Source organism: Streptomyces sp. NA02950, assembly GCF_013364155.1.
Taxonomy (GTDB): Bacteria; Actinomycetota; Actinomycetes; order Streptomycetales; family Streptomycetaceae; genus Streptomyces.
The window spans coordinates 4,357,660-4,379,432 of sequence record NZ_CP054916.1; the positions used below are offsets into that span (position 1 = coordinate 4,357,660).

The 21,773-nt window shown below is 72.8% G+C and carries 19 protein-coding genes and 1 pseudogene; 8 read left to right on the plus strand and 12 right to left on the minus strand.

Annotated features, from left to right (window positions below; translation table 11 throughout):
* Positions 1–147 precede the first annotated feature (147 nt).
* Together HUT19_RS18870 and HUT19_RS18875 are read right to left on the minus strand one after the other, a co-directional pair.
* The gene (locus HUT19_RS18870; RefSeq protein WP_176181608.1) at positions 148–840 is read right to left on the minus strand and encodes a GntR family transcriptional regulator; all 693 of its coding nucleotides are present in this window, start codon (positions 838–840) and stop codon (positions 148–150) included.
* 230 nt (positions 841–1,070) lie between these two features.
* A complete protein-coding gene (locus HUT19_RS18875) occupies positions 1,071–2,432 on the minus strand; it encodes an aspartate aminotransferase family protein (RefSeq protein WP_176181609.1) in 1,362 nt (453 codons plus the stop codon).
* Positions 2,433–2,663: 231 nt separating this feature from the next.
* Here HUT19_RS18875 and HUT19_RS18880 point away from each other — a divergent pair, with 231 nt between their 5' ends.
* The 5 genes and pseudogenes from HUT19_RS18880 to HUT19_RS18900 all read left to right on the plus strand — a co-directional run bounded on the left by HUT19_RS18880 (position 2,664) and on the right by HUT19_RS18900 (position 6,707).
* Entirely contained in the window at positions 2,664–3,299 is a 636-nt protein-coding gene (locus tag HUT19_RS18880) for a DJ-1/PfpI family protein (RefSeq protein WP_176181610.1), read from the plus strand.
* Positions 3,296–3,784 (plus strand): MarR family winged helix-turn-helix transcriptional regulator, encoded by a 489-nt coding sequence (locus tag HUT19_RS18885; RefSeq protein ID WP_176181611.1) that lies wholly within the window; start codon positions 3,296–3,298, stop codon positions 3,782–3,784. The genes HUT19_RS18880 and HUT19_RS18885 overlap by 4 nt, the downstream gene beginning before the upstream one ends.
* Before the next feature lie 135 nt (positions 3,785–3,919).
* Positions 3,920–4,195, plus strand: a pseudogene (locus tag HUT19_RS43070) (serine/threonine protein kinase); the annotation flags it as partial.
* A gap of 376 nt (positions 4,196–4,571) precedes the next feature.
* Positions 4,572–4,817 (plus strand): hypothetical protein, encoded by a 246-nt coding sequence (locus HUT19_RS18895; RefSeq protein WP_176181613.1) that lies wholly within the window; start codon positions 4,572–4,574, stop codon positions 4,815–4,817.
* A gap of 51 nt (positions 4,818–4,868) precedes the next feature.
* Positions 4,869–6,707 (plus strand): DUF4328 domain-containing protein, encoded by a 1,839-nt coding sequence (locus tag HUT19_RS18900; RefSeq protein WP_176181614.1) that lies wholly within the window; start codon positions 4,869–4,871, stop codon positions 6,705–6,707.
* 109 nt (positions 6,708–6,816) lie between these two features.
* Here HUT19_RS18900 and HUT19_RS18905 read toward each other — a convergent pair whose 3' ends face one another.
* The gene (locus HUT19_RS18905; RefSeq protein WP_176181615.1) at positions 6,817–8,100 is read right to left on the minus strand and encodes an adenylosuccinate synthase; all 1,284 of its coding nucleotides are present in this window, start codon (positions 8,098–8,100) and stop codon (positions 6,817–6,819) included.
* Positions 8,101–8,315: 215 nt separating this feature from the next.
* Between HUT19_RS18905 and HUT19_RS18910 the strand changes: the two genes are divergently transcribed.
* Positions 8,316–9,317: a hypothetical protein gene (locus tag HUT19_RS18910; RefSeq protein WP_217712370.1), complete on the plus strand. Its 1,002-nt coding sequence runs from the start codon at positions 8,316–8,318 to the stop codon at positions 9,315–9,317.
* Between the two features lie 127 nt (positions 9,318–9,444).
* Here HUT19_RS18910 and HUT19_RS18915 read toward each other — a convergent pair whose 3' ends face one another.
* Positions 9,445–9,969, minus strand: a complete 525-nt coding sequence (locus HUT19_RS18915; protein WP_176181617.1) for a GbsR/MarR family transcriptional regulator — start codon at positions 9,967–9,969, stop codon at positions 9,445–9,447.
* A 92-nt stretch (positions 9,970–10,061) separates the two neighbouring features.
* Between HUT19_RS18915 and HUT19_RS18920 the strand changes: the two genes are divergently transcribed.
* Positions 10,062–10,979: an ABC transporter ATP-binding protein gene (locus tag HUT19_RS18920; protein WP_176181618.1), complete on the plus strand. Its 918-nt coding sequence runs from the start codon at positions 10,062–10,064 to the stop codon at positions 10,977–10,979.
* The gene (locus HUT19_RS18925; RefSeq protein WP_176181619.1) at positions 10,976–12,625 is read left to right on the plus strand and encodes an ABC transporter permease; all 1,650 of its coding nucleotides are present in this window, start codon (positions 10,976–10,978) and stop codon (positions 12,623–12,625) included. Before HUT19_RS18920 ends, HUT19_RS18925 begins: the two co-directional genes overlap by 4 nt.
* 166 nt (positions 12,626–12,791) lie before the next feature.
* On the opposite strand, the gene HUT19_RS18930 is transcribed toward HUT19_RS18925, so the two are convergent.
* From HUT19_RS18930 to HUT19_RS18965, 8 genes are all read right to left on the minus strand, one after another.
* Entirely contained in the window at positions 12,792–14,015 is a 1,224-nt protein-coding gene (locus HUT19_RS18930; RefSeq protein WP_176181620.1) for a cytochrome P450, read from the minus strand.
* Between the two features lie 25 nt (positions 14,016–14,040).
* A complete protein-coding gene (locus HUT19_RS18935) occupies positions 14,041–14,739 on the minus strand; it encodes a response regulator transcription factor (protein ID WP_176181621.1) in 699 nt (232 codons plus the stop codon).
* The gene (locus tag HUT19_RS18940; protein ID WP_254885647.1) at positions 14,736–16,049 is read right to left on the minus strand and encodes a sensor histidine kinase; all 1,314 of its coding nucleotides are present in this window, start codon (positions 16,047–16,049) and stop codon (positions 14,736–14,738) included. Before HUT19_RS18940 ends, HUT19_RS18935 begins: the two co-directional genes overlap by 4 nt.
* Positions 16,050–16,174: 125 nt before the next feature.
* A complete protein-coding gene (locus HUT19_RS18945) occupies positions 16,175–17,185 on the minus strand; it encodes an alpha/beta hydrolase (protein WP_176181622.1) in 1,011 nt (336 codons plus the stop codon).
* Positions 17,182–18,423 (minus strand): kynureninase, encoded by a 1,242-nt coding sequence (kynU, locus tag HUT19_RS18950; RefSeq protein ID WP_176181623.1) that lies wholly within the window; start codon positions 18,421–18,423, stop codon positions 17,182–17,184. Before kynU ends, HUT19_RS18945 begins: the two co-directional genes overlap by 4 nt.
* On the minus strand, positions 18,416–19,315 hold the full coding sequence (locus HUT19_RS18955; RefSeq protein WP_176181624.1) for a tryptophan 2,3-dioxygenase family protein: 900 nt from the start codon (positions 19,313–19,315) through the stop codon (positions 18,416–18,418). Before HUT19_RS18955 ends, kynU begins: the two co-directional genes overlap by 8 nt.
* A 218-nt stretch (positions 19,316–19,533) precedes the next feature.
* Positions 19,534–19,947, minus strand: coding sequence for a DUF3151 domain-containing protein (locus HUT19_RS18960; protein WP_078642619.1), 414 nt, complete (start codon positions 19,945–19,947; stop codon positions 19,534–19,536).
* A 117-nt stretch (positions 19,948–20,064) separates the two neighbouring features.
* The gene (locus HUT19_RS18965; protein WP_254886186.1) at positions 20,065–21,537 is read right to left on the minus strand and encodes an MFS transporter; all 1,473 of its coding nucleotides are present in this window, start codon (positions 21,535–21,537) and stop codon (positions 20,065–20,067) included.
* Positions 21,538–21,773: the final 236 nt, after the last annotated feature.

The window sequence follows — 21,773 nt, forward strand, 5'->3', positions numbered from 1 at the left end:
CGGTGTCCGGGGCGCGCGTCGGCGTCGGTCGGCGGCCCGCGGCGGGGCTGAGCGAAGAAGGTGGCACGCGTCGGGGACCGCCTCGGACCCCCGCGGCGTTGCGTGTTCTGCGTCACACTCCGTCGGCGCCCCGGGCGGAGCGCCGGGTCAGCTCGCCTCCGACTCCCCCGCCAGCCGCTCGATCAGGGTCCGGACGTGGGCGTTGTACCCCGCGATCAGCCGCTCGGAGGTGGCCGGGTCGCCCCGGGTCACCGCCGCGGTGAGCTCGCAGTGGCCCGCCCACAGCAGCCCGCGCAGATCGGGCACCCGGCGCAGGTACGGCACGGTGAACACCCAGGTCTGCACCCGCAGCCGCTGGAGGAAGTCCAGGATGTACGGGTTGCCGACCAGTCCGCAGATCTCGCGCCAGAAGCGCAGGTCGTAGCCGATCAGTATGTCGAGGTCGCCGGAGCGGGCGGCGCGCTCGGCCTCCTCGGCCCGGCGCCGCACCGAGGCCAGCGCCGCTTGCGTCATGGAACTCAGCGTCCGGTCGACGTAGTGGCGGAACACGCCCTCGACGACCATCGTGCGGGCGTCGACCATGTGCCGGAAGTCCTCGATGGTGTACTCGTGGACCTTGAAGCCGCGGTGTTCCTCGACCTCCAGGAGCCCCTGCGAACACAGGTCGAGCAGGGCCTCGCGGACGGGTGTCGCGGAAACGCCGTACTGGTCGGCGATCTCCTTGACGGTGAACTGACGGCCGGCCGGGAGGCGGCCCGCGAGCACCTCGTCGCAGAGCGCCTCGGCGATCTGCTGCCGCAGGGTGTTCCGCTTGACCGGGCTGGTGCCGCGCACGGGCATCGACCGTCTCCTTCCGCGGCCGTCGTGATCACCGGTAAGCGGACGGCCCTCGCATCACGATATGCGAGGGCCGTTGCGCCCAGTGCCCTGCGTGCGGCGGTGGCCTGCACCGGGTGCCCAAACGACGTCATCCGTGACCGCGGGGCGTCTTCCGTGGTCAATCCGTGTGGACGCCGGTAGCCGGTGCGGACGCGCGCCCGGTGTCAGCCGGTGCGGACGCGCGCCCGGTGTCAGCCGGTGTGGGCGTCGGCCGCCGACAGCGCCTCGTCCAGGACGGCCAGGCCCTCCTTGGCCTCTGTCTCGGTGATGGTGCACGGCGGCACCGCATGGGTGCGGTTCATGTTCACGAAGGGCCACAGACCGCCGCGCTTGCAGGCGGCCGCGAAGTCGGCCATGGGCTGGTTGGCCGGGCCACTGGCGTTGTACGGCACCAGCGGCTCGCGGGTCTCCTTGTCCTTCACCAGGTCCAGCGCCCAGAAGACGCCCGTACCGCGCACCTCGCCCACCGACGGATGGCGCTCGGCGATCTCGCGCAGCCCCGGGCCGATCACGTTCTCGCCGATGGCGGCGGCGTTCTCCACGATGCCCTCCTCGGCCATCGCGTTGAGGGTCGCGACGGCGGAGGCGCAGGCCAGCGGGTGGCCGGAGTAGGTGAGACCGCCGGGGTAGGGCCGCTGGTCGAAGGTGGCGGCGATCGCGGCGGAGATCGCGACACCGCCCAGCGGCACATAGCCGGAGTTGACGCCCTTGGCGAAGGTCAGCAGGTCGGGGGTGACATCGAAGTGCTCGGCGGCGAACCAGCGGCCGGTGCGCCCGAAGCCCGCCATGACCTCGTCGAGGACGAAGACGATGCCGTACCGGTCGCAGATCTCGCGGACACCGGGCAGATAGCCGGGCGGCGGGACCATGATCCCGGCGGTGCCGGGGATGGTCTCCAGCACGATCGCGGCGATGGTCTGCGGGCCCTCGAAGGCGATGGTGTCCTCGAGGTGGCGCAGGGCGCGCTCGCACTCCTGGGCCTCGTTCTCGGCGTGGAAGGGCGAGCGGTAGAGGAACGGCGCCCAGAAGTGCACCACTCCGGCCGAGGCGGAGTCGGAGGGCCAGCGGCGCGGGTCACCGGTCAGATTGATCGCGGTGGAGGTGGCGCCGTGATACGAGCGGTAGGCGGAGAGCACCTTGGGGCGGCCGGTGTGCAGCCGGGCCATCCGGACCGCGTTCTCCACGGCCTCGGCGCCGCCGTTGGTGAAGAAGATCTTGTCGAGGTCGCCGGGGGTGCGCTCGGCGATCAGCCGGGCCGCCTCGGAACGTACGTCCACGGCGAAGCCCGGGGCGATGGTGCACAGCGTGGCGGCCTGCTCCTGGATCGCGGCCACGACCTTGGGGTGCTGGTGGCCGATGTTGGTGTTCACCAGCTGACAGGAGAAGTCGAGGTAGCGGTTGCCGTCGTAGTCCCAGAAGTACGCGCCGTCGGCGCCCGCGACCGCGAGCGGGTCGATCAGGCCCTGCGCGGACCACGAGTGGAAGACATGCGCACGGTCCGCGGCCTTGACGGCGGCACCGGCGACGGGGTCGGGAGTGGGCTGCACGGACACGTTCGGTACCTCTGATCGCTCACGGGGCGGGGGTGCGACCAGCGTACGGACCGCTTTCCAGCCCCGTCACCGACATGCTGTCCGGCATTCCCCGTGGCTCCCGACACACTGCCGGGCGACCTGTTTCCCTCGCCGGAATCACATTGACAGCATACTGTCGATACGACAGTCTTCTGTCATCTGATGAGGGGTCGCGAAGGGCGCCTCGCGGATCGCGACCGAGGAGCAGCCATGGGACGCCGGACCGTGCATGTGGCCGTCTACGACACGCTCGCCGACTGGGAGATCGGGCACATCACCGCCCACCTCCGGGAGACCGCCTTCCACCGCCCGCCCCGCGAGGGCATCACCGTCGCCTATGTCGCTGCCCGGCCGGGAACCGTGACCACCATGGGCGGGATGCGGATCGTGCCCGATCTGACGCTGGCGGAGGTGCGGCCGCGGGACAGCGCGATGCTGATCCTGCCGGGCGCCACCGCCTGGGAGGGGGACCCGGAGACCCTGCGCTTCGCCCGCGCCGCGCGGGAGTTCCTGGATGCGGGGGTACCGGTCGCGGCGATCTGCGGCGCCACGGCGGGACTGGCGCTGGAAGGACTGCTGGACGAGCGCGAACACACCAGTGCCGCGGCCGGGTTCCTGGCCGCCACCGGCTACAAGGGCGGCGCCCACTACCGCGAGGCGGACGCGGTCACCGACCCGGAGAGCGGTCTGATCACGGCCGGTCCGACCGAGCCCGTCGCGTTCGCCCGGGAGATCCTGGCCCGGCTCGAGGTGTGCGAACCCGAGGTACTCCACGCCTGGTTCCGGCTGTTCTCGGCGTCCGACGCGTCCGCGTACGGCGTGCTCGAGGCGGCGGCCGCACGATGACGGAGGGCACCGAGGCGGCCGGGGAGGTACCCGCGCTGCTCAGCGGGACGGCGCTGTCGGTCTTCCGGCTGAACGGGCAGTTCCTCGCCGTCTCCGAGCGGCTGTCCCGTCCCGCCGGACTGACCGCCGCCCGCTGGCAGGTGCTCGGCGCGGTCCTCGATGAGCCGCTGCCGGTCGCCGGGATCGCCCGCGTCATGGGCATCACCCGGCAGAGCGTGCAGCGGGTCGCGGATCTGCTCGTCGAGGCGGGGCTCGCGGAATATCTCCCCAACCCCGCGCATCGCCGGGCCAAACTCCTCGCCCCCACCGAGGCGGGCCGCACCGCGGTGCGGGCGATCATTCCCGGCCACCGGGAGTTCGCCGGGCAACTGGCCGAACAGCTGGGCGGGGCGGCCGAATTGAACGAGGTGAGACAGGCCCTGAGCCGTCTGGTGGCGGCCCTCGACGCCCTGGAGCCCGGCCCCCGGGACACCTCCGGGAGCTGACCCGCCACGGTTGTGCCACCGTCCCGCGCAGATACGGAACCGATAACGGATCCCGTGCGTCGTCCACTTCGCTCCCAGCCACCTCTATTCTCTCGGGGGGGCTGATCAGGGGATCAGGGGAAGGGACGACGACGCATGGAGGACCTGGGGGCCGAGGACCCTCGTTGGATCGGCGAGTACCGGCTGCTGCGGCGGCTGGGCGCGGGCGGCATGGGCCGGGTGTTCCTGGCCTATTCGTCGCGCGGCCGCACGGTGGCGGTGAAGCTGGTCCAGGCGGGGCTCGCTCAGCAGGCCGCATTCAGACGGCGGTTCACCCAGGAGGTACGGGCCGCCCAGCGGGTCGGCGGGGAGTGGACCGCACCGGTGCTCGACGCCGACGCCGAGGCCGCCACTCCGTGGGTCGCCACCGGTTGCGTGCTCACCCAGGGCCAGATCGGCGCGCCCGTCGCCGGCACCCTCACCTCGACCGAGGACATGTTCTGCCAGGACTCGGCCACCCTGAAGTCGGCCGACAGCCTGCTGCTGATCGAGGACGAGGACGTCACCACCAGCGTCCCCGAGGACTCGTGCAGCGCGGTCGGCCAGCAGACCCTGCGGCTGGGCGACGACGGCTCGATCGCCTGGAGCACCACCGACGGCTCCTCCGAGGCCACGCTGCGCCCCGCGAAGTCCGGCGGCAAGCCGGTCCCGGCCTCTCTACCAGGGCACCTGGCTGGCCAAGAACGCGTTCGGGCAGGACGACGCGACTCTCAAGATCACCATCAAGCAGGGCGCGATCGGCATCGCGGTGGCCGAGGAGGTCGGGGACAGCAAGAAGTACCACTGCGAGGGCAAGCGGATGCTCGCCTCGGTCTCCAAGGGGCTGGTCCTCAGCCCGACCAAGGTCACCGACGGCAATCCCAAGGATCTGTGCACACCGGGCGATTCGCTGACGTTCACCGCCTCCGGCAGTGACAAACTCCGGGTCGAGTATGACGACCCGGACGACTACGGCGATGAGACGATGACACAGACGTTCACCCGACTCGACTGATCGGCCGATCGGCAGACGGACCATCGGCACACGGACAGGAGCCACACCGCGATGGAGAACCTCGGGGCCCAGGACCCGCGGTGGATAGGCGAGTACCGGCTGCTCGGCAAGTTGGGCGAGGGCGGCATGGGCAAGGTCTTCCTCGCCCGGTCCGCCCGCGGCCGTACCGTCGCCGTCAAGCTCGTACAGGCCGAACTCGCCCGCCAGGCCGACTTCCGCGGCCGGTTCAAGCGCGAGGTGGAGGCGGCCAGACGGGTCGGCGGGAAGTGGACCGCGCCCGTGCTGGACGCGGACACCGACGCCCAGGTGCCATGGGTGGCCACCGGCTACATCGGCGGGCCGTCGCTGCACGATGTGGTGGCCGATGACTTCGGGGCGCTGCCCGAGCATTCGGTGCGGGTCCTGGCCCACGGACTGTCCCTGGCGCTGCGCGACATCCACGGCGCCGGGCTGGTCCACCGCGACCTCAAACCGTCCAACATCCTCATCACCATCGACGGCCCGCGGGTCATCGACTTCGGGATCGCCCGCGCCCTGGACGCGGTCGACAGCACGACGGGCGGCAATCTGACGATGACCGGCGCGGTCGTCGGCTCCCCCGGCTTCATGTCGCCCGAGCAGGTGCGCGGCGAGTCGGTCACCGCGGCCAGCGATGTGTTCTGCCTCGGCTCGGTGCTGGCCTTCGCGGCCACCGGGCGGCAGCCGTTCGGCAGCGTGGCCAGCGGTATCCACGCTCTGATGTACCGAATAGCCCAGGAGGAGCCCGATCTGTCCGGGCTGCCCGAAGGGCTGCACGGCATCGTCTCCGCCTGTCTCAACAAGGACCCGGCGCTGCGGCCCTCGGTCGCCGACCTGGTCGCGTACACCGAGCGGACCGGTCCGGACGCCGAGACCTGGCTGCCCGGCGGACTGCTCGCCCGGCTGGGGCGCGACGCGCTCCAACTGCTGGAGGTGGAGGCGGAGAACGCCCAGCAGGGCCCGGCGGGGCCGCAGCCGTCCACCGCCTACGCCGCCCCGTCGACACCCACCCCGCCCACGGCGCACGCACCCCACTCGGGGTACGCCACGCCCTCCGCGTACGCCTCACCCGCGCACGCCGGGTCGCCCGGCTATCCGGTGACCGGGGTGGGCGGGCCCGCGCCCCAGCACGGTCAGCCCTGGCAGGGCGGCTATCAGGCCCCGTTCCCGTACCAGGGCCGGACGGCCGCCGTACTGCGGTCGGCGCGGGGGCTGTGCACCGGGCTGCTGACGGCGTTCGGCATCTGGATGGTGCTGACCGTGGTCCATCTGTATCTGAACCTGTCGCTGTTCGGCGCCTACCGCGATCTCATCGACGGCACCGGCACCCAGGAGGCGGTCAGCCACCGCAAGGACGCGGTGGATCCGATGGACATCTTCATCTTCTTCAGCGCGGTGGCGGTGATGGTGGTGTGGCTGGTCTGGTTCCGGCGCGCCTACCTCAACGCCACGGTGCTGACACCGGGACGGCAGCGCTTCGGCAGCGGCTATGCCGTCGGCGCCTGGTTCATCCCGGTCGCCCAGCTGTGGCAGCCCAAGCAGATCGCCAACGACATCTGGAACTCCAGCGTGTCCCCGGGCCCCGGACGGGTCTCCCGCGCGGTGCTGCACTGGTGGTGGACGCTGTTCGTGGTGATGTTCTGGGTCGAGCCGATCGCCGGGCTCGTCGACCTCGGCTGCGAGACCCCCAAGGAACGGCGGGTCGCCACCGGCTTCCTCATCGTGGACGACATCGTCTCGCTGGTGTGCGCGGTGCTGGCCATCGCGGTGGTGGTGCGGCTCACCAGGATGCAGGAGCAGCGGATGGCGCGGCCCGCCGTACAGCAGCCCGGGCCGCCCGCGGGGATGTTCGGCCCGCCCGTCGGGCACTGACCCCGGCGGGTCCGGTGGTGACGTCCCCGGACGCGAGGAAGTCCCCGGCCGTTGTGGGAACGGCCGGGGACTTCCTCGTCCGGGGCCCTGGCTCGCCGGACGCCTCGGCTCAGAGGAACGAGTTGATCTGGATCGTCTCGTCCCGGCCCGGGCCGACACCGATCGCCGAGATCGGCGCGCCCGACATCTCCTCCAGCGCCTGGACGTACCGCTGCGCGTTCTTCGGCAGGTCGTCGAAGGTCTTCGCCTTGGAGATGTCCTCCGTCCAGCCCGGCAGCATCTCGTAGACCGGCTTGGCGTGGTGGAAGTCGGTCTGGCTGTACGGCAGCTCCTCGACCCGCTTGCCGTCGATCTCGTACGCCACGCAGACCGGGATCCGCTCCCAGCCGGTGAGCACGTCCAGCTTGGTCAGGAAGAAGTCGGTGAGACCGTTCACCCGGGTCGCATAGCGCGCGATCACCGCGTCGAACCAGCCGCAGCGGCGGTCGCGGCCGGTGGTCACACCGCGCTCACCGCCGATGGTGCGCAGCTTGTCGCCGTCCTCGTCGTGCAGCTCCGTCGGGAACGGACCCGCGCCGACACGCGTGGTGTACGCCTTCAGGATGCCGATCACACGGCTGATCTTCGTCGGACCGACTCCCGCGCCGGTGCAGGCGCCGCCCGCGGTCGGGTTGGAGGAGGTGACGAAGGGGTACGTGCCGTGGTCGACATCGAGCAGGGTGCCCTGGCCGCCCTCGAAGAGCACGACCTTGCCCTCGTCGATGGCGTTGTTCAGCACCAGGGTGGTGTCCGCGACGAAGCCCCTGAGCTCGTCCGCGTAGCCGAGCAGCTCCTCGACGACCTGGTCGACGGCGATGGCGCGCCGGTTGTAGAGCTTGGCGAGCACCTGGTTCTTCATGTCCAGGGCGGCCTCGACCTTCTGCCGCAGGATGGACTCGTCGAAGATGTCCTGCACCCGGATGCCCACGCGGTTGATCTTGTCCGCGTAGGACGGTCCGATGCCCCGGCCGGTGGTGCCGATCTTGCGCTTCCCCAGGAAGCGTTCCGTCACCTTGTCGAGGGTGGTGTGATACGGCGTGATCAGATGCGCGTTACCGCTGATCATCAGCTTGGACGTGTCGACGCCACGCTCGTTCAGCCCGCTCAGCTCGGAGAGCAGGACCGCGGGGTCGACGACAACGCCATTACCGATGACCGGGGTGCATCCGGGCGAGAGGATTCCGGACGGGAGGAGGTGCAGCGCGTACTTCTGGTCGCCAACGACGACCGTGTGGCCTGCGTTGTTGCCGCCCTGGTAGCGCACCACATAGTCAACCGAGCCGCCGAGCAGGTCGGTGGCCTTTCCCTTGCCCTCGTCACCCCACTGAGCACCGAGCAGCACAAGTGCGGGCACAGGCGTACACCCCTTCCGGGCGGGGCATGTCCAACGTGCGTGGGTGGCGAGCGCCACCACCAGAGCCGTCGAACCGGTGCCCCGGATAGACGAAGCCCCTGGCGCAACAGCGACAGGGGCTCTTGCACCGAGAGATTACCTGAGGAAGGACCGAGGTGTCGGCTCCAGATCCCTGGCACTCTCCTCCGGACACCGTCCGGGAGCGTCCCCTGCTTGTGGTCATCGACCCCGCTGCCCGGCGAACGGACGGGGAGTCGGTGCGCATCGCGAAGGATGTGCTGTGTGCGGGCGCACAAACAAAAATCTGCCTGCCGGACGGTCCGGACGAAGTCGAGCGGGCTCTCGCCCGCCGCGGCGCCCGCCGCCCGGTGGTGGTCGGCGACGACCGGGCGCTGCTGCGGGTGGTGGAGCTGCTCCACCGCCGGCGGGAGCTGGCGGACGCCACCCTGTCCGTGGTCCCGGTCGGTGGACCGGCCACGGTCGCCCTGGCCCGGTCCCTCGGTGTGCCGACCGATCCGGTCACGGCGGCGCGCACGGTCCTCGACGGGGCCGCGCACCCGCGTGACCTGCTGGTGGACGACAGCGGCGGGGTGGTCCTCGGGGGCCTGCGGATCCCGTCCGGCCCGCGGACGGACCCGGCGGTGCGGCCGGGCGGCCCCGACGCGTACGACCCGTACGCCGCCGGGGCGGCACCGCCTCCCGAAACCGGCCCGCCCAACGGGTCCGGCACCGCGTCCGGCGGGGCCAACGGCCACCGCGACGGCCGGGCCGCCGAGCCCGGACCGGCCTCCGGCGGCAGCCGGCCGGGCGGTGGCTCCCCGGCGTGGTGGACCCCGGCGGCGCGCACCGCGCGCACGGCCCTGACGCTGCTGTCCCTGCCGGTCATCGGCCTGACCGGCGGCTCCCGCCGCCGCGTCCACCCGCCGCCCCCGCACCGGCTGCGGATCGAGGCGGACGGGGTGCTGCTGAGCGATCTGGACCGGCCGGTGACCCGTGTCTCGGTGTCCACGGCCGGACCGGGCGACGGCGGCCTGGCCGAGATCGTGGTCCATCCGCACGCGGCCGGAGGCCCGGTGCGCGCGCTGGCGCGGGCGGTCACCGTCTCCGGCCAGGACTTCCGCTACCGCGCGGACGCCCTGGTCCGCGGCCCGGTCCGCAGCCGCACCTGGACCGTGCTGACGGAGGCGTGGACCCTGATCGTCCCCCACCCCACCTGACCCCCACCTGAGCCCCACTCGACCCCACCGGGCGCCGCATCCACGGTGGCGGGCTCCGCCGCGCCGCGGGGCCGCCGCCCCGGGGCGGGCCTGGCGCGGTGGGGGCTCGGGTCGGGGCGGGTGGCGCCTAGTGGCCGGCGGCTTCGCGGCGGGCGGTCTGGTGGGCGCGCCAGCGGTCCAGCAGCTTGGGGAGTTCCTGCTGCATGAAGTCGAAGAACTCGGCGGTCTCGGACACCCGCAGCCCCGCCGGGGTGTCGGGCCCGAGCACCTTGGCGCCGTCGCGCATGGTGTTCTCCCAGCGCGCGAGCATCTGGTCGCGGCGGGTGAGGGCCTCGTACCAGACCTCGTTGTAGAGCCGGTAGCGATCGCGCCGCGAGCCGGGCTCGCGCTCCCGCGCGACCATGTCCACCTGGGTGAGGTAGCGGACCGCCCCCGACACCGCGGCCGGGCTGATCCGGAGACGCTCGGCCAGCTCGGCCGAGGTCAGCTCCCCGGAGTCGGAGACGAGCAGTGCCGCGAAGACCCGGGCGCCCATCCGCTGCATCCCGGCCTCGGCCAGGTCCGCCGCGAACCGCTCGACGAAGCGGGACACCGCCTCGGGGTCCCTCTCTTCGCTCGGCGCGCCCTCCGGTTGCGTCGTGCTCTCCCTCACCAGCTCCTCATCTCCTCTCTCCGTCACGTCATCATAAGTTTATACGGTTCCTTAACTTCGCAAATTTGTGAAACTAGCGTAGCTTCGGAAACATGAAGACGGCAATCTCCGCGTCCGGCCTGCACAAGTCGTTCGGCCGGACCCACGCGTTGGACGGCCTCGACCTCGAAGTCGAGGCAGGTGAGGTCCATGGCTTCCTCGGCCCCAACGGCGCCGGGAAGTCCACCACCATCCGGGTCCTGCTGGGGCTGCTGCGAGCCGACGCCGGTGCGGTCCAGCTCCTCGGCAAGGACCCCTGGCACGATGCGGTCGACCTCCATCAGCACATCGCGTACGTCCCCGGAGACGTCACCCTGTGGCGCAACCTCAGCGGTGGCGAGGTCATCGACCTCTACGGGCGGCTGCGCGGGGGGCTGGACACGGCCCGGCGCGCCGAGCTCCTGGACCGCTTCGAGCTCGACCCCACCAAGAAGGGGCGCACCTACTCCAAGGGCAACCGCCAGAAGGTCGCCCTGGTCGCCGCGTTCTCCTCCGAGGTCGAGCTGCTGATCCTGGACGAGCCCACCTCGGGGCTCGACCCGCTGATGGAGGAGGTCTTCCGGGAGTGCGTGGCCGAGGAGCGCGACCGCGGCCGCACGGTGCTGCTCTCCAGCCACATCCTCAGCGAGGTCGAGGCGCTGTGCGACCGCGTCAGCATCATCCGCAAGGGCAAGCGGGTGGAGTCGGGTTCGCTCGCCCAGCTCCGCCATCTGACCCGTACGTCCGTCACCGCCGAGCTGGCCGAGCCGGTCAACGGGCTGACCGGGCTCCCCGGTGTGCACAACGTCGACGTCCAGGACCGGCGCGTCAAGCTCCAGGTCGACAGCGACAAGCTGGACGCCGTGCTGCGCCAGCTCACCCAGTCCGGGGTGCGCAGCCTCATCTCCACCCCGCCGACGCTGGAGGAGCTCTTCCTCCGGCACTACCAGGACGACGTCACCCCGGCCGGAGAAGGGACGGTCGCCCGATGACCGCCGTAGCCGACGCCCGGGTCTCCCCCCGTACGCGCGGATCGACCAAGGACCTGGCAGGCACCGGCGCCCTGCTGCGGCTCGCGCTGCGCCGCGACCGGATCATGATGCCGGTCTGGGTGCTCTGCCTCGGGCTGACCGCGAGCAGCACCGTCGGCCGCCTCAAGAGCGCGTACGACACCCCCGAGGCCCGCGCCGACCTCGTCGTGGACATGAACGGGAACGGCTCGACGAGAGCCCTGTTCGGTGCCGCCTTCGACGATTCGCTCGGCGCGCTCACCGTCTGGCGGGTCGGCGCGTTCCTTTCCGTGTTCGCCGCGGTCATGAGCCTGCTCATCGTGATCCGGCACACCCGCGAGGAGGAGGAGACCGGCCGTCAGGAGGCGCTGTCCGCCTGTATGGTCGGCCGCCGCGCGGGTCTGACCTCGGCCCTGCTCGCCGTGGGCATCGCCAACGCCGCGGTCACCGTCCTGATCGCGGGCAGCCTCGCGGGCCAGGGCGGCACCGGCGCGCTCGCGCTGGGCCTGGCCGTCGGTCTGTCCGGGATGGCCTTCGGCGGTCTGGCCGCCGTCGCCGCCCAGCTCACCGAGAACGCGCGACTGGCCCGGGGGCTGACCTCCGCTGCCGTCGGTGTCGCCTTTGTGCTGCGGATGGCGGGCGACGCCGCCGAGGATGGTTCCAGGGGCTCCGGCCATGTGCTGGTCTGGCTCTCGCCGTTGGGCTGGGCGGAGTACGCGCGGCCGTTCGCGGACGAGCGCTGGTGGCCGCTGCTGCTGATCGCCGTGCTCGCCGCCGCGTCCATCGCGCTGGCGTACTCCCTCGCGGGCCGCCGCGATGTCGGCGCCAGCTTCTACGCGACCCGGCCCGGCCCCCCGGCCGCCGGTCCGTTCCTCAACGGGGTCTACGGACTGGGCTGGCGGCTCCACCGCGGTGCGCTGCTCGGCTGGAGCGCGGGCTTCGTCTTCGCCGGTGTCATCTTCGGCGCCATCTCCGACGGTGCCGACGACTTCCTCGGCGACAGCGACCAGTCCCGCGAGATCATCCAGCGGATGGGCGGGGCCCAGGGGCTGAACGACGCGTTCCTCGCCTCCATGGTCGGCATCCTCGGCACCATCCTCACCGTCTACACCGCAACTGCCGTGCTGCGGCTGCGCGGTGAGGAGACCGACCAGCGGGCCGAGCCTCTGCTGTCCAACGCGGTCAGCCGGCTGCGCTGGGCCGGCAGCCATCTGGTCATCGCCTATCTGGGCCCGGTCGTTGTGCTGGCCGTCGGCGGTCTCGCGCTGGGGGTGGGCTACGGCGTGGCCGCCGACGACATGGGCGGGGTCCCGCGCGCCGTGGGCGCCACCCTCGCCCAGGCCCCCGCGCTCTGGGTGGTCACCAGCGCCGCCGTCTTCCTGGTCGGTGTGGTGCCGAAGTACACGGCCGCGGCCTGGGCCGTGGTCGGCTGGGTGGTGGCCCTGAGCTGGATGGGCCCGGCGCTGAAGGTGTCCCAGTCCGTGATGAACACCTCGCCGTTCAGCCATCTGCCGAAGCTGCCCGGCGACGATGTCACAGCCGCGCCCTTCCTGTGGTCGCTGCTGATCTCGATCGTTCTGACCGCCGGAGGTCTGGTGGGACTGCGCCGTCGCGACATCGGCGGTTGACCCCCGTCAGTCCACCACCCCGGCCCCTCGGCGCCGGCCCCGCACTCCCTGTGGCGGCCGGCGCCGAGTGGTGTCCGGGGTCGTTCCGCTTTCGTCCACAGGGTGTGGACGAAAACTGACGGAAGCTGACGGAAGCTGACGAGAACTGACGGAAACAGCCGGCCGCTCAGATCTCGGCCAACAGCTCCGTCAGCCCCCGGATCACAAAGCCCGGCCGCCACTCCGGCTCCCTCACCAGCCGCAGCCGCGGTGCCTTGCGGAGCAGCGCGCCGAACGACGCCTTGAGTTCGAGGCGGGCCAGCGGGGCGCCCAGGCAGTAGTGGATGCCCGCGCCGAAGCTGAGATGGGGGTTGTCCGCGCGGGAGAGGTCCAGGGTGTCGGGGCGGTCGAAGCGGGCGGGGTCGCGGTTGGCCGAGCCGAAGAGGACGGCCACCTCGCTGCCGCGCGGGATGACCGTGCCGCCCACCTCGATATCGTCCAGCACCCAGCGCTCGAAGAGCTGCAACGGGGTGTCGTACCGCAGCAGTTCGTCCACGGCGGTGGGCAGCAGCGCCTCCGGTTCGGCGCGGAGCCGGGCCAGCTGCCCGGGGTGGCGGAAGAGGGTCCACCAACCGTTGCCGGTGGAGTTGACCGTCGCCTCGTGGCCCGCGTTGAGCAGCAGCACACAGGTGGAGATCATCTCCTGCTCGGAGAGCCGGTCGCCCTCGTCGTACGCCGCGATCAGCGCGCTGATCAGGTCCTCGCCCGGGTCCTTGCGGCGGGCGGCGATCAGCTCCCGCAGATAGCCGGAGAACTCCAGCGAGGCGCGCACCGCCCGGCGCGCGGTCTCCTCGCCCGGGTTCAGCTCGTACATCCCGCAGATGTCCGCCGACCACGGGCGCAGTGAGGACCGGTCGGCGGGCGGGATGCCGAGCATCTCGGCGATGACGGCCACCGGCAGCGGCTCGGCCACCGAGGCGATGAGATCGCCGCCGCCGGAGGCGATGAAGGAGTCGACCAGTTCGTTGGCCAGCCGCTCGATCGTCGGGACCAGCGCCTCGACGGTCCGCGGGGTGAACGCCTTGGAGACCAGCCGCCGGATCCGGGTGTGGTCCGGCGCCTCCAGGTCGAGCATCCCGTAGTCGTTGAGGGTGTGGAACGGCTCGTGTTCGGGCGGCGGCGCGGTACGGCCGAACTCCTCGTGGCTGAACCGGTGCAGATAGGTGCGGCCGAGCCGGCGGTCGGCCAACAGGGCGCGGGCGTCGTCGTAGTGCGGGATCAGCCACTGCCGGGACGGCTCGAACCAGTGCGCCCGCCCGCGCTCGCGCAGCTCGGCATAGACCGGGTACGGGTCGGCGACGAACGACGGCCGCCACGGGTCGAAGGCGGGGAGCGGGGCTGCGCTGGTCATGCCGGGACGGTACCGCCCGGCGGGCTCAGCCTCCAGGGGTCACCAGCCGCACCTCGTACGCGAAGACCGCCGCCTGGGTGCGGTCCCGCAGCCCCAGCTTCACCAGGATCCGGCTCACATGGGTCTTCACCGTCGACTCGGCGACCACCAGATGTTCGGCGATCTCCGCGTTGGACCGGCCCTGGGCGACCTGCACCAGCACCTCGTTCTCCCGCTCGGTCAGCTCGGCCAGCCGCTCCGCGGCGGGCGGCAGCGGCCCGCCGAACCGGGCGGCCTCACCGATCCGCGAGAACGTCGAGATGAGCCGCTTGGTGACGGTGGGCGCCAGCAGCGCCTCGCCCGCGGCGACCACCCGCACCGCGTCCCCGAGCTGACGGGCGGAGGCGTCCTTGAGCAGAAAGCCGCTCGCCCCCGCGCGCAGCGCCTGGTAGACGTACTCGTCGAGGTCGAAGGTGGTCAGCACCAGCACCTTGGCGTCCGCGTCCGCCGCGATGATCTCGCGGGTCGCCTCCAGCCCGTTGACCTCGGGCATCCGGATGTCCATCAGCACCACGTCGGGGCGCAGCGCGGCGACCTGCGCGATGGCCTGGCGTCCGTCGACCGCCTCGCCGATGACCTCGATATCGGGCTGGGCGCCCAGCAGAACGGAGAAGCCCTCCCGGACCATGACCTGGTCGTCGGCGATCAGCACCCGGATGGCGGCCGCCCCACCGCTCTCGGTCATACCGCCGCCTCCGCGGCTCCGGCGTCGACCGGGATGTAGACGGCGACCTCGTATCCGCCGTCCTCCGCCACGGTCCCCGCCGTCATCTCCCCGTTCAGCATCGTCACCCGCTCCCGCATACCCAGCAGCCCGTGGCCCATCCCCGGCGAGGGGCGGACGGCCCGGGTGGGCGGACCGTTGACGATCCGCAGCCCGATACCGCCGAGGACGTAGGAGAGTTCGACGCGGGCGGTGGAGCCGGGGGCGTGGCGCAGCGCGTTGCTGAGCGCCTCCTGCACGATCCGGTACGCGGACAGCTCGACGCCCGGCGGCAGCGGGCGCACCGCGCCGGTGGTGACGTGCTCGACCGTCAGACCCGCGGCCCGGGCCCCCGCGAAGAGCGTGTCCAGGGTGGCGAGGGTGGGCTGCGGCGCCTCCGGGCCGGCGTCGGCGTACGCGTCGGGGTCGTCGGCCCGTACGACCCCGAGGACCCGGCGCAGTTCGGTGAGGGCGGCCACGGCGTTCTCCCGGATGGTCGCGAAGCTCCTGGCCAGCTCCTCGGGCGGGTTCCGCACCCGGTACGGGGCGGCCTCCGCCTGGATGGCGATGACGGACATGTGGTGGGCGACGACGTCGTGCAGTTCGCGGGCGATGGTCGCGCGCTCCTCCAGGAGCGTACGGCGGGACCGCTCCTCGACGGTGGCCGACTTCTCCACGGCGACCTGCTGTTTGGTCTCGCGCAGACTGCGGGTGGCGACGACCGCACCCACGACCAGACAGGAGATCATCACCATCGGGAAGATGTCCGCGCTGCGCAGGCTGACGGCGTCGAAGAACACCCCGAGCCCGGCCGTGAGCACCAGCATCTGGACCGCGGTGCGCGGACGGGTCTGCGAGGCGACGACGGCCATCACCGCGATGTGCGCGGCGATCAGGGTCCATGGCCACGGCCAGGTGTCGTAGATGTTGTGCCCGGCGGCGTCCGAACCCGCCGCGATCCCCGCCGCGAACGACAGCCACCAGGCGCCGACCGGCCGGAACAGCGAGATCATCAGCGGTACGCCGCAGAAGACGGCGAGCGGCAGATTGCCGCCGGAGCCCTGGCTGTAGGCGAGCGCGATCAGGAAGAACGCGAACCCCGTGATCGCCGCGTGCGGCAGCCAACCCACATACGGCCGCGCCCGCCGGGGCACCCACCGCTTCAGCGGGTGCGCGTCGCCGAGCGGCGGCAGCGGGCGGAACGCGAAGGCGCCGGTGATCAAGTCCTGCCGCAGTCCGGACAGCGCGCTGCGGACCAGGCGGAGTTCGGTCCGCGGAATCGTCTCAGTCACGCATCACACGGTAGGGAGCGGGCGGGGCGGCGTCGTCCCCACCGGCGCGGATTCCCGGGCGTCCTCCTCAAGTACTACGGGACGGGCTCATACGGTCACCACTCGTGCGGTCACGACTCGTGCGGTCACGCGTCGGGGCCGTCGGCGGCGAGCCGGGCGATCTCGTCGACGGCCGTGCGTGCGGCGGGGGCCGTCGGGTCGATCAGCGGGAAGTGCCCGGCCCCGGCGATGCGGACGACCCGCGGCGGCTGCCGCGCGGCGGTCGCGGCCGCCACGAAGGAGTCGACGACCTGCGGCGGAACGTCGACGTCGGTGCCGCCCCGCACCAGTGTGGTGCGGACGCCGGTGGGCAGCAGCGCGGCGGGATCGGCGAACGGCAGCCGGGCCGCCCCTTCGTCGCCGGTGCCGAGGAGCTGGTCCACCGCGTCGGAACAGACGTGCAGCGCACGGGCGGTGGTGAGGTCCGCGATGGGGGCGAGGGCCACCACCCCGCGGACGCGCGGCGGCGCGGACAGCCGCCAGGGCGCCCCCGGCGGCAGCCGGTGCCGCGCCGCCGCCCACAGCGCGGCGTGTCCGCCCGCGGAGTGCCCGGCGAGCACGGGCCGTTCGGCGTCGACACCGGGCAGTGCGTTCTCCCGCACCAGGCGCGGCACGGCGTCCACGACGGCGGCGATGTCGTCGAACGTCTCCGGCCACCGTCCCGCCAGGTGCTGCGCCCCTGCCGGGTGTTCCGGATGAGCCTCACCGCCGGGCTCAACCCCACGGCCCGCCCGCCGCGCGGCGCCCGGCGTCCCGCCATCGCAGCTGCCGGAAGCCCCCGGCCCGCCACGACGGCCGGGTGCCACGCCCCCGCGGCGGTATTCGGGGAGGGCGACCGCCAGGCCGTGTATCGCCAGGTGGGCGGCGAAGGGGGACAGATGGCGGCGGTCACAGGCGGCGCGCCAGGCGCCGCCGTGGAACAGCAGGACCAGCGGGGCGGGGCCACCCGCCGCCCCCTCGGGCGGCAGGTGGAAGTCCACCACCTGGTCCGGGTGTTCGCCGTACGCGGCGGTCGCGTCCGGCGCCACCGCGGCGAGGCCGAAGAGGGACGCCTCCTCGGCCGCCGCGACCCCGGCGGGGTCCCGCGGGTCCATCATCCGTCCTCCGCCGCCCGGCTCTCCGCCAGGACATCGGCCAGCACCCGCGCCGCCCGCTCCCCGTCCGCGAACCCCGTGTACAGCGGGGTGAAGCCGAACCGCAGCACATCGGGGCGGCGGAAGTCGCCGACCACACCGCGCCGTACCAGTTCCGCCATCACCGCGCCCGCGTCCGGGCATCGCAGCGCGACCTGGCTGCCGCGCTCGGCGTGCGCGGCGGGGGTGATCGACTCGACCCGCCCCGCCGGGACGTACGCCTCGACACAGCGCAGGAAGAAGTCGGTCAGGGCCAGGCTCTTCGCCCGTACGTCCTCGATCGCGACGTCGTCCCACACCTCCAGCGCGGCCTCCAGCGCCAGCATGGAGAGGATGTCCGGGGTGCCGACGCGGCCGCGGGCCGCGCCGTCGGCGGGGGTGTAGGCGGGGTCCATGCCGAACGGGTCGGCGTGCGAGTTCCAGCCGGGGAGCGGTGAGTCGAAACGGGGCTGGTGCTCCTGGGCGACATACAGGTACGCCGGCGAACCGGGCCCGCCGTTGAGGTACTTGTACGTACAGCCCACGGCGAGATCGACCCCGTGCGCGTCCAGCCCGACCGGCAGCGCGCCCGCGCTGTGGCACAGGTCCCAGACGACGAGCGCGCCCGCGGCGTGCACGGCGGCCGTCGTCCCGGGCAGGTCATGGAGCCGGCCGGTCCGGTAGTCGACATGGTTGACCAGCGCGACCGCGGTGCGCGGCCCGACCGCGGTGGACACGTCGGCCGCCGCCACCGGCCGCAGGGTGCAGCCGGTCATGCGGGCTGCGGACTCGGCGATGTAGCCGTCGGTCGGGAACGTGGACTCGTCGACGAGGATCTGGTCGCGGTGGGCACCGCGCGCCTGGGCGATCCGTACCGCGCCGACCATCGCCTTGAAGACGTTCACGCTCGTCGAGTCGCCCACGACCAGCCGGCCGGGGGCGGCCCCGACCAGCCGTCCGACCCGGTCGCCGATCCGCTCCGGCGCGGTCCACCAGCCGCTCTCCTCCCAGGAGCGGATGCGCAGCGCGCCCCATTCCCGGGTGATGACATCGGCCAGCCGGGCGGGGACGGTGTGCGGGAGCGCGCCGAGCGAATTGCCGTCCAGGTAGACGGCGTCGTCGAGCGCGAAGGCGTCGCGCTTGGCGCGCAGTGCGTCGGCCGCGTCCAGCCGCGCGGCCTCGTCGGTCAGTGCGTGCGTCCCGGAGATCGTGGTGTCAGACATGGCTGCGCGCCGTCCACAGCTCGGGGAAGACGTTCTTCGCGGCGCGCTTCTCCAGCCAGGCGACCCCCGCGGAGCCGCCGGTGCCGGTCTTGGCGCCCATCGCCCGCCGGGTGGCCACCAGATGGTCGTTGCGCCAGCGCCACACCAGCTCGGCGACCTCGGTGAGCGCCTCGCCGAGACGGGTCAGCTCGTCCTCCCACGGGCCGGGGCCGGGGCCGGAGTAGATCTCCTGCCACACCCGCTCCACGCCCGGGTCCGGTACGTACCGCTGGGCGGGGTCGCGGTCCAGTACGGCGGCGGGGACGGCGAAGCCGCGGCGGGCGAGGAAGCGCAGCACCTCGTCGTAGAGGCTGGGCTCGGTCAGCGCCTTCTCCAGCTCGGCGTGCACGCGTGGCGCGCCCCGGTGCGGGACGAGCATGGACGCGGACTTCTCGCCGAGCAGGAACTCCATCCGGCGGTACATCGCGGACTGGAAGCCGGAGCCGTCGCCGAGCGCGGAGCGGTAGGCGTTGAACTGGCCCGGGGTGAGATGCGCGAGTGGCCTCCAGGAGCTGTTCAGCGACTCCAGCTCGTAGGTGGAGCGCTTCAGCGCGGCCATCGCGGTGGGCAGGTCGTCCTCGCGCAGCGCCTGGGCGGCGGTGTGCCACTCGTGGACGATGACGGTGAACCACAGCTCCATGACCTGGGTGGTGACCAGGAAGACCATCTCGCCGGGGTCGTCGGAGAGGGGGTGCTGGAGGTGCGTGAGGACCGAGGCCTGGACGTAGTCCTCGTACGGGGTCGTGCCCTGGAAGTCGAGGTGAGGAGCCTCGGGCTCGGCGTCCGGCGTGGCGGACCCCGGCGGTGGGGCGTCCTGGGGGGCGGTTGCGTTCGGGGCAGGCTGCTGCGACATCGCGTCTCCTGAGTACTGCTCGCTACCGGGTAGCGGTCCGCCCCTTCCTCTCGGTCTCGGAGCCCCGGTCCCCTCAGGGCCCGCATCAGCAGGCCCTGTCCGCATCATCCGTGTCATGCGGGTGTTCGGCAAGTACGGATCTTCAACGGATCGGGGCCCGCCGGCGGTAGACCGCCGCCGGGCCCCGGTCCTTTCGGAGGCGACTCAGGGGAGTCCGCTCAGGAGAGCGTGTCCGCCGCGGTCGGGGAGCTCTCCCGGAGGAACGTCGAGCAGCGCTCGTATTCCTCCTGCTCACCGATGGACTGGGCGGCGCGGGCGAGCGCGTGCAGGGCCCGCAGGAAGCCGCGGTTGGGCTCGTGCTCGAACGGCACCGGGCCGTGGCCCTTCCAGCCGCTGCGGCGCAGGGCGTCGAGCCCGCGGTGGTAGCCGGTGCGGGCGTACGCGTAGGACTCGACCACCCGGCCGGCCTCGAACGCCTCGTCGGCGAGCTGCGCCCAGGCGAGGGAGGAGGCCGGGTACTTCGCGGCGACCTCGGAGGGGGCCGCGCCGGACGCGAGCAGCTCCCGGGGCTCCGGGTCGTCGGGCAGATGGGTCGGGGGCGGTCCCCCGAGCAGGTTCTCGTGAATGGCCATGGGTTCCAGTCTGCCTGGTCCGCCCCCGCGCCCGATACGAGGCACTGGCTCGTCCCGGCTCCCGCTCCGCCCCGGCGCCCCCGGCCCGCCCGCGGAGCGCGCCCGCGCGCGGGGGCGTCAGCCCGTGGCGGGGGGTTCGCCGGGGTCCAGGGGCGGGGCGGTGACACCGCAGTGGTAGGTGCACTGGGGGCGGCAGGGGCCGCACGGGTGCTCCTCCGGCCGTGCGGCGCCCGCCGCCTCCGCGGGGGCCGGAGGCGGCGTCTCCGGGACGGCCAGGACATCCGACCGCACCGTGGTCCAGGCGAGGATCGCGCCCACCGCCAGCACCACCGCGCAGATCGGCATCGCCCGCCGGAAGGACCCCGAGAAGAGGTCCGCGGACCGGTACGCGTCCTCCCCCATCCCCGCCAGCAGCGGCAGCGCCGCCACCGCGACCAGGCCCGCCGCCCGCGCCGCCGCGTTGTTGATACCGCTGGCCAGGCCCGCCCGTGCGACGTCCACCGAGGCCAGTACGGTCGCGGTGAGCGGGGCGACCAGCACCACCATGCCCAGCCCCATCACCAGCAGCGCGGGCAGGATGTCCCGCCAGTAGACGGCGCCCACCCCCGCCCGCGTCATCAGCAGCATCCCGGCCGCGCACAGCAGCGGGCCGACGGTCAGCGGGATCCGCGGGCCGATCCGCTTGCCGAGCTCGCCCGAGCGGGCGGACAGCAGCAGCATCAGCACGGTGGTCGGCAGCAGCGCGGTGCCCGCCCCCAGGGCCGAGTAGCCCACGACCACCTGGAGGTTCAGCACGGTCAGGAAGAAGAAGCCGCCGAAGGCCGCGTACACGCACAGCGTCACCCCGTTCACGGCGGTGAACTGGCGGGAGGCGAAGAGCGACAGCGGCAGCATCGGCTCGGCCCGCCTCCTCTCCACGGCGACGAAGGCCACGCCCAGCAGCACCCCGAGGACCGCCGGAACCACCACGGCGGGCGATACGCCCCCACCCGGCGCGGCGATCAGCGCATAGGTCACCAGGGCCAGCGAGAGCGCGCCCAGCGCGGCGCCCAGGACGTCGAAGCGACCGTGCGCCGCCGGGTCGCGGACCTCGGGGACGTGGCGCAGCGCGACCGGCACGCACACCGCCGCCAGCGGCACGTTGAGGAAGAACACCCAGCGCCAGCCGGGCCCGTCCACCAGCCAGCCGCCGAGGAACGGCCCGATCGCCGCACCGACACCGCCGAAGCCGGACCACAGGCCGACCGCCCGCGGCCGGTCGTCGGGGTGGATCACGGACTGGATCAGGGCGAGCGAACCGGGGGTGAGCAGCGCGCCGCCGATGCCCTGGAGGGCGCGGGCGGCGATCAGCACCGCGGCGTTCGGCGCCAGCCCGCACAGCAGTGAGGCGAGGGCGAACCACACCACCCCGAGTACAAAGATCCGCCGCCGTCCGAAGCGGTCCCCGAGCGCCCCGCCGAGCAGGATCAGCCCGGCCAGGGTGAGCATGTAGGCGTTGACGGTCCACTGGAGAACGGCCAGGCCGGCGTGGAGGTCGAGCCCGATACGGGGCAGCGCCACATTGACCACGGTGCTGTCGAGCAGCGCCATCGCCGACCCCAGCACGGTGGTGAGCACCACCCAGCGCCCGGCGGGCTCGGAGAGCCGCACCACCGTCGGCTCCCCCGCGCCGGGCGGTCCGCCCGCCGCGTCCCCGCGCGCCGCCGCGGGCCGGGGCGAGGATTCGCTCATACCCGGATCATCCTCGTGTGACGCGCCGGGGGCCAGCCCACAGCCGCTCCGGCGGAACCACGGGCCGTCGTTTCTCGAGCGGGTGCCGCCAGTGC